The following is a 14,936-nucleotide window of genomic DNA, read 5'->3' as shown; positions in this document are numbered from 1 at the left end:
GAGGCAGCCCCAGCACTTACCGCCCTGCCCGCCCGCGGTAAAGCGGCAAGCAGTCGCCCAATCTGCATGGGGACTTGGCGGCGGCGGCTACCCCAAGCGGGTGCGGCAGCGTCTGGTCTGCCCACACGTTGGATCACGTCTCAGCTAGAAGAATCGTCATCGTCCCGGTCTGCCGCGGCACTGCGCGGCACACCCCGACCGGACGGCGCATCCGACGGCGCTTGCGATCCGGCTCTGCACGGGGTAAGGGGCGCGCACTTCACAGGCAGGGGCGGGCCCGCGGGCGGAATTCATCCGGTCGCGTCGTCCACCGGTTGGGGCGTCGATCCGGCGTCCTGAAACCCCTGCTCAGGCGCAAACCGGAAAGGACATGGACATGGCGCTTCCCGAATTCTCGATGCGTCAGCTGCTTGAAGCTGGCGTTCACTACGGCCACCAGACCCAGCGCTGGAACCCGCGCATGGGCGAGTACATCTATGGTGACCGCAACGGCATCCACATCATCGACCTGACGCAGACGGTCCCCATGCTGGACCAGGCGCTGCAGATCGTGCGCGACACGGTCGCCCGCGGCGGGCGGGTGCTGTTCGTCGGAACCAAGCGCCAGGCCCAGCGGCCGATCGCCGAGGCCGCCGAGAAATCCGCGCAGTTCTACATGAACCATCGCTGGCTGGGCGGCACGCTGACCAACTGGAAGACCGTGTCGCAGTCGATCCAGCGGCTCAAGCAGATCGACGAGGCGATGGACCAGGGCGCCGAGGGCCTGACCAAGAAAGAACGCCTGGGGATGGAGCGCGAGCAGGCCAAGCTGCAGGCGAGCCTCGGCGGCATCCGCCACATGGGCGGCCTGCCGGACCTGCTGTTCGTCATCGACGTCAACAAGGAAGACCTCGCGGTGCTCGAAGCCAACAAGCTGGGCATCCCGGTCGTGGCCGTGGTCGACACCAACTGCTCGCCCAAGGGCGTGACCCACGTCATCCCGGGCAACGACGACGCCGCCCGGGCGATCGCGCTGTACTGCGATCTGGCCGCACGGGCGGCGCTGGAGGGGATGTCGGCGCAGATGGGGGCGGCCGGGGTCGACCTGGGCGCGCTGACCGACGCGCCCACCGAAGACCTGGACGAGGAACCGGCGACAGCCGCCGAGGCCTGATCCGCCGCGACAGATGTTTACAGGGCGGGGGACAACCCCGCCCTTCCCATTCGACGATAGGAGAGATCGATGGCGATTACAGCCGCGATGGTGAAGGACCTGCGCGAGACGACCGGCGCGGGCATGATGGACGCCAAGAAGGCGTTGACCGAGACGGATGGCGACATGGAGGCCGCGGTCGACTGGCTGCGGACCAAGGGCCTGGCCAAGGCCGCCAAGAAATCCGGACGCGTGGCCGCCGAGGGTCTGGTCGCGGTCGCCGTCAGGGACGGCCGGGGCGTGGCGGTCGAGGTCAACTCGGAGACCGACTTCGTCGCCAAGAACGAGGAATTCCAGAACATGGTGCGGGCGATTGCCCAGGCCGCGCTGGAGGTCGACAGCCTCGACGAGTTGAACAACGCGCCCCTGAACGGCAAGCCGGTGTCCGAGGTTCTGACCGACGCGATCGCCAAGATCGGCGAGAACATGACGCTGCGCCGCATGGTGACGGTGACCGGCGACAAGGTGGTGAGCTATGTGCACAACGCCGCCGCTGAAGGGATGGGCAAGATCGGCGTCCTGGTCGCGCTGAGCGGTGACAACCCCGAGATCGGCCGCCAGATCGCGATGCATGTCGCGGCGACCAATCCCGCCTCGCTGTCGGAGGCGGATCTGGACGCGCAGCTGATCGACCGCGAGAAGTCGGTGCTGACCGAACAGGCGCGCGAATCGGGCAAGCCCGACGCGGTGATCGAGAAGATGATCGTCGGCCGGATGGCCAAGTTCTTCGAGGAAGTCACGCTGCTGGGGCAGAAGTTCGTGGTCAATCCCGATCTGACGGTGGCCCAGGCCGCTAAGGAAGCCGGGGTGGACGTCACCGGCTTTGCCCGCGTTGCGGTTGGCGAGGGGATCGAGAAGAAACAGGAAGACTTCGCGGCCGAGGTCGCCAAGACGCGGGGCGGGAACTGATCCGCCAATCAGCCCCATCACGCTGCAGCAAACGCCGGTCCCTGCGGGCCGGCGTTTGTCGTTCCGGTCAGCCGGTGCGGCCCGCCAAGCGGCGTTCGATCGCGTCCCAGATCGCGGCGGCGGCGTTGATGCCGTCGAACCGCTCCAGTTCCTGGATGCCAGTGGGCGAGGTCACGTTGATCTCGGTCAGCCAGCCGTCGATCACGTCGATCCCCGTGAAGATCAGCCCCTTTTCGCGCAGCACCGGTCCGATCCGCGTGCAGATCTCGCGTTCGCGGTCGGTCAGGCCGATCCGTTCCGCACGGCCGCCGACATGCATGTTCGACCGGGCCTCGCCCTGCTGCGGCACGCGGTTGATCGCCCCGACCGGCTCGCCATCGACGAGGATGATCCGCTTGTCCCCCTCGACCACCGCCGCCAGGTATTTCTGCGCGATCATCGGTTCCCGGTTGATCCCCGCGAACATCTCGAGCAGCGAGGACAGGTTGCGGTCCTCGGGGTGCAGGTGGAAGACGCCGGCCCCGCCATTGCCGTAGAGCGGTTTCAGGATGATGTCGCCGTGGCGGTCGCGAAAGCGGCGGATCGCGGCAGGATCGCGGGCGATCATCGTCGGCGGGGTCAGGTCCGGAAAGTCCAGGACCATCAGCTTTTCGGGGCAGTTGCGGACCCAGAACGGATCGTTGACGACCAGCGTGTCGCCGGCCACCCGGTCCAGCAGATGGGTTGAGGTCACGTAGCCCATGTCGAAGGGCGGGTCCTGGCGCAGCCAGACCACGTCGAATTCCGCAAGCGGGATCTCGGCCCAGTCGCCGAAATCGACATGGTTGCCCTGCTCGGGCCGCAACGTGACAGGGCGGCCGACGGCGCTGACCCGGCCCTCGTCGTAGATCAGCCGGTCGACGGTGTACTGGAACAGCCGGTGCCCCCGCGACTGGGCTTCCAGCCCGATGCGGAAGGTGCTGTCGCCGGTGATCGACACATGCTCGATCGGGTCCATCTGCAAGGCGACGTGCAGGCTCATCTGTCTCTCCTTCGGTGGCTACCGCCTTGTCGCGTGCGGCCCGGGCCGATGCAAGGGAGGGGGGCGGTCAGCCGCCGAAGGCGTTCGGGATCACCTCGACCCGACCCTCGTCATCGACAAGCGCCGCGTCGAACCGCATCGCGGTCAGCGATCCGGTCGGCAGCCTCTCGCAGTAGGCGAGCGCCGCCATGCAGATGCGGTCCATCTGCGCCCGGGCCAGACGTTCCGCGGCCTGGGCGAGGGTCGCGGATTTCTTGACCTCGACGAACACCACCTCGTCGCCATCTGCCACGACCAGATCGATCTCGCCGGCCGGGCTTCGCCAGCGCCGGGCCAGGATCGCGCATCCACGGCCCAGATAATGGTCAGCTACCCGTTCCTCGGCGGCCGCGCCGGACGCGTGCGCCGAGACGCCCCGGGCAATCCGCGCGACGCGCGTCCCCTGCCCCGCCGACGGCACTCTGCGCCCCATCTGCCGCCCCTCCCGTTCTCGCGAATACTGCGGCATCAGCCGCGATCCGCGCGCCCCATCTCGATTGCCAGCGCATAGACCTGCTTGCGCGGGACCCCGTAATGCTCGGCCACCTCGGCGGCCGCGTCCCGCACCGACAGCCGGTCCAGCAGGCCACCCAGCGCGGACCGCAGAACTTCGTCGTCCACGGCCTGGATCTGCGGTGGGGCCAGCACGATCACGACCTCGCCCCGCAGCCCTTCTGCCGGGACCTGCTCGCGCAGCTCGGCCACGGTGCCGCGCAGCACCTCCTCGAACTTCTTGGTCAGTTCGCGGCAGATGACCGCCGGACGCGCCGGGTCGATCTCCGCCAGCGCCTCGAGGGTCTGGCCGACCCGCCGCGGGCTGTCGAACATCACCACCGTCGCAGCGACCGCGGTGATCTCGGCCAGCCACCTGCGACGCGCCCCCTGGGCCGCGGGAACGAAGCCCGCGAACAGGAACCGGTCGGTGGGCAACCCCGCCACCCCTAGTGCCGCCAGCAGCGCCGACGCGCCGGGGATCGCGTGAACCGGCAGCCCTTGCGCCGCGGCGTCGCGCAGCACGGAATAGCCCGGATCCGCGACCAGCGGGGTGCCGGCGTCGGACGCAAAGGCGACCGAGCGCCCGTCCCGGAGATGCTGCAGGATCACGCCGCCGCTCTGCCGGGCATTGTGATCGTGATGGGCGATGATCCGGCGTCCGCGCATCGGGACCCCGTGGATCGACATCAGGTGGCGTAGGGTCCGGGTGTCCTCGGCGGCCAGCACCTCCGCCGATCCCAGAACGTCCAGCGCCCGCAGGGTGATGTCGCGGGCGTTGCCGATCGGCGTCGCCACGAGATACAGCCCGGGCGCGAGCGGCCGGGGCGCGTCGCCCTGCGCCGACCGGTCCGGTGGTGCGGCATCGTCCTTGCCCGGCGCGCCATCTCGGGGATCGTCCTGCATCTGCACGCCCATCCTCTTCGCAATCCTCGCGCCGGCGGCGCAGGTTGCCAGCAAAGCGCAACTGTGGCTACCCTGCAGGGGCATTTTGCCCCATTGATCTTCAGGATACGCCATGACCGCTTTTGCCACCCGCCGCGGCCTTCCCGCGTTGTCACGCCCGCTGATGCGCGTGGTCGCGCTCGTCTCTGCGGCGTTCCTCGCCGCCTGCGAACCGGGCGACAGCATCGGAACCGCCCGCGGGCCGCAGACCGGGCCGATGATCGATCCCGCCCAGCCGGTACCGGTGGCGCTGCTGGTCCCCGGCGGGACGGGCAACCCGGAACTCGACCGGATCGCCCGGTCGATCGTGAACTCGGCCAAGATGGCCGCGGCCGATGCGCAGGGCGCGCAGATCGACCTGCGCGTCTACAACTCTGGCGCGGAGGCCGGCGAAGCTGTGGCCCGCGCGAACGAGGCCGTGGCCGAAGGCGCCAGGATCATCGTCGGTCCGCTGCATGGCGAAGCGGCGAACGCGGTCGGTCAGGCGATGAAGGGCCGGGTGAACGTGCTGGCCTTTTCCAACAACGCCGACATCGCGGGCGGCAATGTCTATGTGCTGGGCAACACCTTCTTCAACACCGCCGACCGGCTGATCGGCTACGGGGTCCGGCAGGGCAAGCGCCGGGTGCTGGTCGTGGCCGAGGATGACGTGTCCGGCCAGGTCGGCGCCGCCGCCATCGAAAGCGCCATCGCGCGCAACCGGGCCACGCTGGCCGCAAAGGCAACCCACCCCGTGTCCGAACAGGGCATCGACGGCATCGTCCCGCAGGTCGCGGCGATCGCCCGGCAGCGCCAGGCCGACGCGATCTTCATGACCGCCAACGAGCCCTCGGTCCTGCCCTATCTGACCGATTCGCTGTTGCGGCAGGGCGTGAACTCCAGCGTCGCACAGTTCATGGGGCTGACGCGCTGGGACGTTCCGGCGACGCGGCTGCAGCTGCCGGGTGTCCAGGGCGGGTGGTTCGCCGTGCCGGACCTGCCCCGCATCGCCGCCTTCTCGCAGCGCTACCAGCAGGCCTATGGCGAGATGCCGCATGAACTGGGTGCGCTCGGCTATGACGCGGTGTCGGCCATCGCCTCGCTCGCGCGCGCCGGGCGCAGGGACGCGCTGACAACGGCGGGCTTGACCTCCGGGAACGGCTTTCAGGGCATCGGGGGCGTGTTCCGGCTGCGGCCCGACGGAACCAACCAGCGCGGTCTGGCCGTGGCCACGATCCGCGACAACCGGCTGGTCATCATCGATCCCGCGCCGCGCAGCTTCGGCGGTTTCGGCTCCTGATCTTGGGTCGCGATCCTGCAAGCTCGTCCAAGCAGAGCGCCCCGGCACTGCCCGGGGCGCATCCACTTTTCGACGCCGACAGCTTCATCCCGATGCTGGATGCGGCGCTGGACGGGCTGACCGATCCGCGCGAGATCCGTGCCGCGACGGTGGCGATGCTGGGCCCGGCCCGGGCCGAGGCGCTGCAGGACGTGCTGGACGGCTTCGACGCCCATCCGCGCGCCGCCCGCGAAACCGTGCGGGCGATCGCCGCGCTGACCGATGGGGTGGTCAGCGCGGTCCATCACGTCGCGGTCACCAGGCTGCACCCGCAGCTCAGCCCGACCGCCACCGAACGGCTGTCCGTCATCGCGGTGGGCGGCTACGGGCGGGCCGAGATGGCCCCGCATTCCGACGTCGACCTGCTGTTCCTGACGCCGTGGAAATCCACCGGCTGGGCCGAAAGCGTCGTCGAATCGATCCTGTACATGCTGTGGGACCTGAAGCTGAAGCTGGGCCACGCCACCCGTTCGGTGGACGACTGCCTGCGCCTGAGCCAGGCCGACATGACGATCCGCACCTCGCTGCTGGAACACCGGCTGGTCTGCGGCGACCCGGTGACCGCCGGCGACCTGCGTGCCCGCCTGTGGCCCGAACTGTTCGACCGCTCCGTCCCCGAGTTCATCGAGGCCAAGCTCGCCGAGCGCGACGCCCGCCACGAGCGCCAGGGCGGCCAGCGCTACGTGCTGGAACCCAACGTCAAGGAAGGCAAGGGCGGGCTGCGGGATCTGCAGACGCTGTACTGGATCGCCAAGTACATCCACCGCGTCGACCGGGCCGTCGAACTGGTCGATCTGGGGTTCTTTACCCGCGACGAACACGCCACCTTCTGGAGCGCCGAGGATTTCCTGTGGGCAGTCCGCTGCCACCTGCACCTGATCGCCGGCCGGTCCGTGGATGCGCTGACCTTCGACATGCAGGTCGAGGTGGCCCGGCGCATGCGCTATCACGACGCGGGAGGCCGGCGCGCGGTCGAGATCTTCATGCAGGACTACTTCCGCCACGCCACCCGGGTCGGCGACCTGACCCGGGTGTTCCTGACGGCGCTGGAAACGCGGCACCTGTACCGAGCGCCGCTGTCACGGTTCCTGCGTCGCAGGCGCCGCCTGCACGACGGGTTCCGCGAACTGAACGGCCGGCTGACGGTGTCCGACCCCGACCTTTTCGCCCGCGATCCGCTGAACATCCTGCGCCTGTTCGAAGAGGGGATGCGCACCGGGATCCTGATCCATCCCGAAGCGATGCGGCTGGTCACCGCCAACCTTCACCTGATCGACGACCGGATGCGGTCCAACCCGGAAGCGGTGCGGATCTTCCTCGACATGCTGCTGTGCCACGGGGCGCCCGAACGCGCCCTGCGCCGGATGAACGAACTGGACGTCCTGGGCGCCTTCATCCCCGAATTCGAACGCGTCGTCGCGATGATGCAGTTCAACGTCTATCACCACTACACGGTCGACGAGCATCTGATCCAGTGCGTGGCCGCGCTGGCCGCCATCGAACGGGTGGACGAGGATCCGACCCTGCCGCTGGTCGGCGAGATCATGCGGGGCCGCATCAACCGGCGGGTGCTGTACCTGGCGGTGCTGCTGCACGATATCGGCAAGGGCCTGCCCGAGGATCATTCCATCATCGGCGCGCAGATGGCCCGCCGCATCTGCGGGCGGCTGGGCCTGCCGGCCGACGAGATCGAGACCATCGAGTGGCTGGTCCGCAACCATCTGCTGATGTCGGACGTGGCGCAGAAACGCGACATCACCGATCCCCGCACGCTGCGCGACTTCGCCAAGGCGGTGAAGACCCGCCGCCGCCTGGACATGCTGCTGGTGCTGACGGCCTGCGACATCCGCGGGGTGGGTCCCGGAACCTGGAACAACTGGAAGGCGGATCTGCTGCGCAACCTGCACCGGGCGGCCGCCGACGCGCTCGAGAACGGGCTGGAAGAGGTCAACCGTGACAAGCAGGTGCACGAAGCCCGCCGCGCGCTGCGCCACCTGCTCAGCGCCCACGGGTGGGAGCCGAAGGCGATCCGCAACGAACTGGGGCGGCATTACGACACCTACTGGCAGGGCCTTCCCACGGCCACGCAGGAGGTGTTCGGCCGCCTGCTGCTGGATATCGGTCCTGACGAGATCCGCATGGACCTGCACCCCGATGCGGCCCGCGATGCAACCCGCGCCGCCTTCGTGATGGCCGACCATCCCGGCCTGTTCTCGCGGCTCGCCGGGGCACTGGCGCTGGTCGGCGCCAACATCGTGGACGCGCGCACCTATACCACCCGGGACGGCTTTGCGACGGCGGTGTTCTGGGTGCAGGACGAGCAGGGCCACCCCTACGCGGACGAACGGCTGCCCCGGCTTCGCAGGATGATCGACCGCACGCTCAAGGGAGAGGTCGTCCCGCGCGAGGCGCTGGTCGACCGCGACAGGATGAAGAAGCGCAACCGCGCCTTCCGCTTTCCCACCCACATCATCTTCGACAACGAGGGCTCGGACATCTACACGATCATTGAGGTGGATACCCGCGACCGGCCCGGGCTGCTGCACGACCTGACCCGGACCCTGGCCGCCAACCACATCCGCATCGCCAGCGCGGTGATTGCCACCTTCGGGGCGCAGGTCGTCGACAGCTTCTATGTCAAGGACAGCTTCGGGCTGAAGCTGCACCAGCGGTCCCGCCGCGAAGCGCTGGAACGGAAGCTGCGCGCGGCGATCCGCGAGGGCGCCGAGCGGGCCAGCGAAGCGGACTGAGCGGCCGCTTGTTCCCCGGACCGACCCCAACCATGCCCGATCCGGCATCGCGGCCGTCCCGGACCCAGCAGGACAGATTGCATGACGAGACTGGCGCGGACATTCCTCTGGCTGCTCGTGGCCGGGCTCGTGCTGGTCGCCCTCCTGCCGCTCGTGCCGACCGACCGATGGTTCGTCCGCATGGCCGATTTTCCCCGGCTTCAGTTCCTGATCCTGTCGATCCCCGTCGCCCTTGCCGCGGCGCTGCTGGGCCGCAACGGAGGGTGGCTGCGCTGGGGCGCCGTTGCGGTGGCATTGGCCGGCCTGTCCCACGGCGTGACCCTGTGGCCCTGGATCACCGGCAGCAGGGAGGCCGCCAGTTGCCCCGCCGGATCCGACCGGCTCAGCGTCCTCGTGGCGAATGTCCGCATGACGAACGATCCGGACCGGCGGCTGGTCGACATCGTCACGGCGGCCGATCCCGACCTGTTCCTGGCGCTGGAAACCAACGACGACTGGTCGAGGGCGCTGGAGCCGCTGCAAACCCGCCTGCCCCACGTGATCGCCGAGCCGGACGGCGACTATTATGGAATCATGCTGATGTCGCGCCTGCCGCTGGTGGACGCGCAGGTGATCTATCCGGCGGATGTCACGACGCCATCGATCCACGCGCAGATCCCGCTCCCCTCCGGCAGGACCGTCGTCTTCCAGGGGCTGCACCCCCGCCCCCCGCACCCCGGTCAAAGCGCCCGGTCACGCGACGCCCAGATCCTTGCCACGGCAACGGCGCTGGCTGCCGCGCCCTCCTACGTGCTGGCCGGCGACCTGAACGCGACGCCCTGGGAAACCACGATCCGCGCGGCCGCCGACGTGGCGGGCTGGCGCGATCCGCGCCGGGCGTTCGGCTATACCGCCACCTATTCGGCCCGCAGCTGGTGGCGCCGCTGGCCGCTGGACTACGTTCTACCGTCGCCGGACTGGACGGTCGGCCGTTTCGATCGCCTGCCCGCGTTCGGCAGCGACCACCTGCCGATCCTGGCCGAACTGTGCCGCGAGGGTTGACCGGAACCGCAGCCTGAGCCGCGCGGCCGCGAACACCGCTGCGGCGCAGCTGTGGGATGCAGGCCACGCGGTGTGGCGCCGTTCCCCGTCCGGGCCGCTGCACTTGCAATCCTGCCGGTCCGCCTGCACGACACGGCACGCTGTCCGAAGGTCCCGTGAACGATGAAACCGATCCGCCTGATCCGTGGCTTTCTGACCGTGGGCAGCTGGACGCTGGCCAGCCGGGTGGTCGGCTTCATGCGCGACATGATGATCGCCGCCTTCCTGGGCACCGGCCCGGTGGCCGAGGCGTATCTGGTGGCCTTCACCCTGCCCAACATGTTCCGCCGGTTCTTTGCCGAAGGCGCCTTCAACACCGCCTTCGTCCCGATCTTTGCCAAGAAGCTGGAGGCCGGCAACGATCCCCGCCGCTTTGCCGAGGATGCGCTTGCCGGACTGTTCACCGTGGTGCTGATCGTGTCGGTCATCGCCACCCTGGCGATGCCGTGGCTGGTCATGGCGATGGCCGCGGGTTTCGTCGGCGACGAACGCTTTCCGCTGGCCGTGCAGTACGGGCGGATCTGCTTTCCCTACATCCTGTTCATGTCGCTGACGGCGCTGCTGTCCGGGCTGCTGAACGCGGGCGGCCGGTTCGTGGCGGCCGCGGCGGCGCCGGTGCTGATGAACGTGGTGCTGATCGCGGCGATGCTGCTGGCGGATCGGTTCGGCTGGGACATGGGGCTGACGATGGCCTGGTCCACGCCGGTTGCCGGTATCGCGCAGCTCACGACCGTCTGGCTTGCGGCCCGCCGGATGGGCTTTCCCCTGCGCCTGCGCCGGCCGCGGATGACGCCGGACCTGCGCCGCCTGCTGATGATCGCGGCACCGGCGGTGCTGGCCGGGGGGGTGGTGCAGGTCAACCTGCTGGTCGGCCGGCAGGTCGGCTCGTTCTACGAAGGGGCGATCGGCTGGCTGACCTATGCCGACCGCCTGTACCAGCTGCCGCTGGGGGTCGTGGCGATCGCGATCGGGGTGGTGCTGCTGCCCGACATCTCGCGCCGGCTCAAGGCCGGGGACACGGATGGCGGCAGGCATGCCTATAACAGGGCCGCCGAGTTCGCGCTGCTGCTGACCATTCCCTCCGCCATCGCCCTGATCGTGGCCGCCCGGCCGCTGATCTCGGTGCTGTTCGGGCGCGGCGCGTTCGACGCCTCGGACATCGGGCCGACGGCGCTGGTCCTGGCGATCTATGGCGCAGGGCTGCCGGCCTTTACCCTGCAGAAGGTGCAGCAGCCGCTGTTCTTCGCGCGCGAGGATACGCGCACCCCGTTCCGTTACGCGGTCTGGGCCATGGTCGTGAACGCGGCCGTGGCATTCGGTCTGGCACCCTTCATCGGGTTCGCGGCCGCAGCCCTGGGGACCACCATCGCCGGCTGGACCATGGCCGCGCAGCTCTGGTGGGGCAGTCGCGCGTTCGGGCCCGCCGGGCGGTTCGACAGCCGCTTCCGACACCGGCTGCCGCGCATCGTCGCTGCCTCGGCGATCATGGGTGCCGTGGTCTGGGGGCTGACGCAGCTGCTGGGACCGGCGCTTGAGACAGCCGGCACGCGCTACGGCGCGCTCGCCATCCTCGTCGCGGCCGGCATGGCCGTCTATGCGGCCGCGGCGCTGGCGCTCGGGGCGGTCGACCCCGCGGACCTGCGGGCCCAGCTGCGACGGCGCCGCTGACCGCGGCTCAGCGGTGGCGGATCTGCGCCCGGACCCGGCGCCAGCCGCCCGGCACCAGCAGGAAGGACAGGCCGAACCCGGCCGCAAAGCCGGTGATCTCGGCCACCCACGCATAGCCGGCATTGCCGAACAGAAGCCCGAAGACCAACTGGAACACCAGCAGCATCCCGATCAGGGCAAACGCCCGCAGGCGATTGGCCTGTTCCTGCCCCAGCCGCGTCCACAGCAGAAAGGTAAAGCCGCCCAGCAGGCCGTATACCCCCGGATAGCCGCCGACCAGCGGGCCAAAGCGGACCGTAGGCAGCAGACCGGCCAGAATCGTATAGACCAGTGCCCCGGCGACGCTGGCGCCGAAGAAGATCACCGCCACGCCGACCGGCCGGATGGCGCGGGCCACCATGTTCCCCAGTGCGAGCAGGAACACCCCCACGAACAGCGCGTGCGTGACCGAGTAATGGACGAAGGGATAGGTGATCAGGCGGTGGATCTGACCGTCCACGGTGCCCCGGGTCCAGATCCGGGCCAGGAACTCGGGCGCGAACGCGGTGCGCTCGACCCACAGCTGGCGAAGGACCGCTCCCGCGCCCTGCCCGCCACCGATGAACCCCATCTGGCCCAGCGCGAACACCGCCTCGGATGCGATCAGCGGCAGCGCCAGCAGCCAGACCACCGGCGGCACCGGGTTCAGCGGGTGTTCGTCATAGCCGGCGCGCATGGGCTGATCCTTCCTGGGGACAGGGGCAGTTGCGCCCGGTACGGCCAAGGGGTAATCCGCCCCCACCAGTTTTCCAAGCAGGCAACGGCATGACCCCGCAACCCCAGGCTCGCGTCTTTTCCGGCATCCAGCCTTCGGGCGGGCTGACGCTGGGCAACTATCTGGGCGCGTTGAAGCGGTTCGCCGAACAGCAGGGCAAGGTCGAGACGATCTACTGCCTGGTCGACCTGCATGCCGTGACGGTGTGGCAGGAGCCCGAGGCATTGCGCCGGCAGACCCGCGAACTGGCGGCGGGATTCATCGCCGCCGGCGTGGACCCTGCGCGGTCCGTCCTGTTCGTGCAATCCCATGTCTCCGCCCATGCGGAACTGGGCTGGCTGCTGATGTGCGTGGCCCGGCTGGGCTGGATGAACCGGATGACGCAGTTCAAGGACAAGGCGGGCAAGAACGCCGAAAAGGCCAGCCTCGGGCTCTACGCCTATCCGGCGCTGATGGCCGCCGACATCCTTGCCTACCACGCGACCCAGGTGCCGGTGGGCGAGGATCAGAAGCAGCATGTCGAACTGACCCGCGACATCGCCGCCAAGTTCAACCACGACTACGGCGTCGACTTCTTCCCGCTGCCGCAACCGGTAATCGAGGGGGCGGCGACCCGGGTAATGAGCCTGCGCGACGGCACCAAGAAGATGTCCAAGTCCGACCCGTCCGATGCCAGCCGCATCAACCTGACCGACGATGCCGACAGCATCGCCCAGAAGATCCGCAAGGCGCGGACCGACGCAGCCCCCCTGCCCGGCAGCGCCGAGGGGCTGAAGGACCGCCCCGAGGCCCGCAACCTGGTCAACATCTACGCCGCCTTGAGTGGCGAGCCGCCCGACGCGGTCTGCGCCCGCTTCGAGGGGCAGGGCTTCGGCGTCTTCAAGCCGGCGCTGGCCGATGTCGCCGTCGCGCAGCTGGAGCCGATCACCCGGCGGATGACCGAGCTGATGGCCGATCCCGCCGAGCTGGACCGCCTCCTGCAGGCCGGCGCCGATCAGGCCGACGCCATCGCACGGCCGATCGTGGACGAGACCCGGCGGATCATGGGGATGATCCCGCGCCGCTGAACGGGGGCCGCACCGCTCGCCGCGTTGCGCGCCGGGCGGTTCACGCGGCAGCATCAGCCAAGTCGCGGCGCGCGCCGAGACCAGTGCTGAGCGTCCCGCGCGATCTCGGCAGCGCGGATCAGGGCAACCTGGCAGTTATCCGCGCTTTGCTGCCAGCAGGCGGACCACCATGGCATCGATCATCTCGCGGTCCTCGGGGGACAGCTGCTGGTAGCGGTCGACAAAGGCGGAGGTCGGGGGCGCGAAGGGAAGCGGAACCTCGGTGATCTGCACGAGCGCCGCGGCTTCCTCTGCCGAAACGCCGCGCGACACCGTCATCTTCTGGACCTTGGACCGGTCGTAGACACCGAGGCCGCGGCGGGTCAATTCGTCGCCGACCGCCTGATAGCTCTTGCCGCACGAGTCGATCGCCGCCCGCACCCATGCATTGACGGGCGACTCTGGCGGGGTCTTGTCCGGCCTTGATCGACTCATGCGCGGTGTATGGCCCAACTTCGGCGTCGATGCCGGTCCATTTTAGCTTCATGCGCTTCGGCATGTGGAGTGGCAATGACCACAATCCGCAAGCGGACGCAGCCAACAGCATCACACGGCGCGGTGTTCAGCCTACCATAGTCGCAAAATGGAAGATATCATCGGGCGTAACCGGCAGCGCCGTCCCGTTCAGCCCCAGCGGCCGTGGCGCCACCCGCCCGCCGGTGCCGCAATCCGCCGCGCTCCCGCGCGGCGTGACGACACCAGAGCTTGCCCGTCCCGCCCGTGATCGGCGTGGTGTCGATCAGGCCCGGTCGCCTACCCGAATGACCTCCCAGGTCAGCCCGTGCCCTGTCGCTGCGTGGACCCGCGCGCGCACCAGTTCGCCCAGATCCTCCAGCTCGGCCGCAGTGGCGGTCCCGGTGTTGATCAGGAAGTTGGGATGTTTCTCGCTCATTTGCGCGCCGCCCAGCCGATGCCCGCGCAGGCCCGCGTCCTCGATCAGCTTCCACGCCTTCAACTCGTGCGAATCCTCCGCCCGCCCGGTGGAACTGAATCCTGCGGGATTGCGGAACGTCGATCCGGCGCTTCGTTCGCGCGTGGGCTGCGTGGCGTCGCGGCGGGCCAGTTGCTCGTCCATCCGGGCCGACAGCGTGGCCGGATCACCGGCCGGTCCCCGGAACGTCGCCGCGGTCAGCACCCAGTCTGCCGGCAGCGCACTGTGGCGATAGGTCAGGTCCAGATCGCCCGGGGTCAGGGTCAGCACCCTGCCGTCGCGCGTCACCACCTCGGCCCCGGTCAGGCGGTCGGCGACATAGGTGCCGTAACAGCCGGCGTTCATCCGGATCGCCCCGCCGATGCTGCCGGGAATGGTGCGCAGGAACGCCAGGTCGACCCCGGCCGCGGCCGCCTTGCGCGCGACATGCGCGTCCAGCGCGGCGGCGCCGGCGATCACCCGGTCCCCCTCGACGCGGATCTCGTTGAACCCCCGGCCCAGCCGGATCACCACCCCCCGGATACCACCGTCGCGGACGATCAGATTCGACCCGACCCCCATCGGAAAGACCGGAATGGACGGGTCCAGGTCGCGCAGGAACGCAGCCAGGTCGTCGCGATCGGCCGGCTGGAACAGCCAGTCGGCTGGCCCCCCCACCCGCAGCCACGTCAGATCGGCCAGGGCGCGGTTGGGGGTCAGCACCCCCCGCGGGTTCGGCAGGTCGGTCATCG

At 69.3% G+C, this 14,936-nt stretch carries 13 protein-coding genes; 7 read left to right on the top strand and 6 right to left on the bottom strand.

Translation table 11 applies throughout. From position 1 onward, the window contains the following. The first annotated feature begins 376 nt into the window (after positions 1-376). Positions 377-1,153 carry a 30S ribosomal protein S2 gene (gene rpsB, locus Q0938_RS01045; RefSeq protein WP_299358230.1) on the top strand — a complete coding sequence of 259 codons (777 nt, stop codon included), beginning with the start codon at positions 377-379 and terminating at the stop codon, positions 1,151-1,153. A 69-nt stretch (positions 1,154-1,222) separates the two neighbouring features. Beyond that, positions 1,223-2,101: a translation elongation factor Ts gene (gene tsf, locus Q0938_RS01040; RefSeq protein ID WP_299358228.1), complete on the top strand. Its 879-nt coding sequence runs from the start codon at positions 1,223-1,225 to the stop codon at positions 2,099-2,101. A gap of 67 nt (positions 2,102-2,168) precedes the next feature. On the opposite strand, the gene gshB is transcribed toward tsf, so the two are convergent. The 3 genes from gshB to rsmI form a co-directional block, all read right to left on the bottom strand. Beyond that, on the bottom strand, positions 2,169-3,122 hold the full coding sequence (gene gshB, locus Q0938_RS01035) for a glutathione synthase (RefSeq protein ID WP_299358226.1): 954 nt from the start codon (positions 3,120-3,122) through the stop codon (positions 2,169-2,171). 67 nt (positions 3,123-3,189) lie between these two features. Beyond that, the gene (locus Q0938_RS01030; protein ID WP_299358224.1) at positions 3,190-3,594 is read right to left on the bottom strand and encodes a YraN family protein; all 405 of its coding nucleotides are present in this window, start codon (positions 3,592-3,594) and stop codon (positions 3,190-3,192) included. A 35-nt stretch (positions 3,595-3,629) separates the two neighbouring features. Further along, entirely contained in the window at positions 3,630-4,565 is a 936-nt protein-coding gene (gene rsmI, locus Q0938_RS01025) for a 16S rRNA (cytidine(1402)-2'-O)-methyltransferase (RefSeq protein ID WP_299358222.1), read from the bottom strand. Between the two features lie 106 nt (positions 4,566-4,671). On the opposite strand from rsmI, the gene Q0938_RS01020 reads away from it, so the two are divergent. From Q0938_RS01020 to murJ, 4 genes are all read left to right on the top strand, one after another. After that, entirely contained in the window at positions 4,672-5,877 is a 1,206-nt protein-coding gene (locus Q0938_RS01020) for a penicillin-binding protein activator (RefSeq protein WP_299358220.1), read from the top strand. A 2-nt stretch (positions 5,878-5,879) separates the two neighbouring features. Continuing rightward, the gene (locus Q0938_RS01015; protein WP_299358218.1) at positions 5,880-8,666 is read left to right on the top strand and encodes a [protein-PII] uridylyltransferase; all 2,787 of its coding nucleotides are present in this window, start codon (positions 5,880-5,882) and stop codon (positions 8,664-8,666) included. 81 nt (positions 8,667-8,747) lie between these two features. Further along, the gene (locus tag Q0938_RS01010) at positions 8,748-9,707 is read left to right on the top strand and encodes an endonuclease/exonuclease/phosphatase family protein (protein WP_299358216.1); all 960 of its coding nucleotides are present in this window, start codon (positions 8,748-8,750) and stop codon (positions 9,705-9,707) included. Between the two features lie 162 nt (positions 9,708-9,869). After that, positions 9,870-11,414 (top strand): murein biosynthesis integral membrane protein MurJ, encoded by a 1,545-nt coding sequence (gene murJ, locus Q0938_RS01005; RefSeq protein WP_299358214.1) that lies wholly within the window; start codon positions 9,870-9,872, stop codon positions 11,412-11,414. A 7-nt stretch (positions 11,415-11,421) separates the two neighbouring features. On the opposite strand, the gene Q0938_RS01000 is transcribed toward murJ, so the two are convergent. Beyond that, positions 11,422-12,129, bottom strand: coding sequence for a rhomboid family intramembrane serine protease (locus Q0938_RS01000; RefSeq protein ID WP_299358212.1), 708 nt, complete (start codon positions 12,127-12,129; stop codon positions 11,422-11,424). 89 nt (positions 12,130-12,218) lie between these two features. Here Q0938_RS01000 and trpS point away from each other — a divergent pair, with 89 nt between their 5' ends. Continuing rightward, a complete protein-coding gene (trpS, locus tag Q0938_RS00995) occupies positions 12,219-13,235 on the top strand; it encodes a tryptophan--tRNA ligase (protein WP_299358210.1) in 1,017 nt (338 codons plus the stop codon). Between the two features lie 135 nt (positions 13,236-13,370). On the opposite strand, the gene Q0938_RS00990 is transcribed toward trpS, so the two are convergent. Together Q0938_RS00990 and murB are read right to left on the bottom strand one after the other, a co-directional pair. Continuing rightward, entirely contained in the window at positions 13,371-13,709 is a 339-nt protein-coding gene (locus tag Q0938_RS00990; RefSeq protein ID WP_299358208.1) for a hypothetical protein, read from the bottom strand. A 304-nt stretch (positions 13,710-14,013) separates the two neighbouring features. Continuing rightward, positions 14,014-14,934, bottom strand: a complete 921-nt coding sequence (murB, locus tag Q0938_RS00985) for a UDP-N-acetylmuramate dehydrogenase (protein ID WP_299358206.1) — start codon at positions 14,932-14,934, stop codon at positions 14,014-14,016. Positions 14,935-14,936 lie beyond the last annotated feature (2 nt).

Origin of the sequence: uncultured Paracoccus sp., assembly GCF_947496875.1 — a bacterium.
Taxonomy (GTDB): Bacteria; Pseudomonadota; Alphaproteobacteria; order Rhodobacterales; family Rhodobacteraceae; genus Paracoccus.
This window is presented reverse-complemented; position numbering and strand designations above follow the sequence as displayed.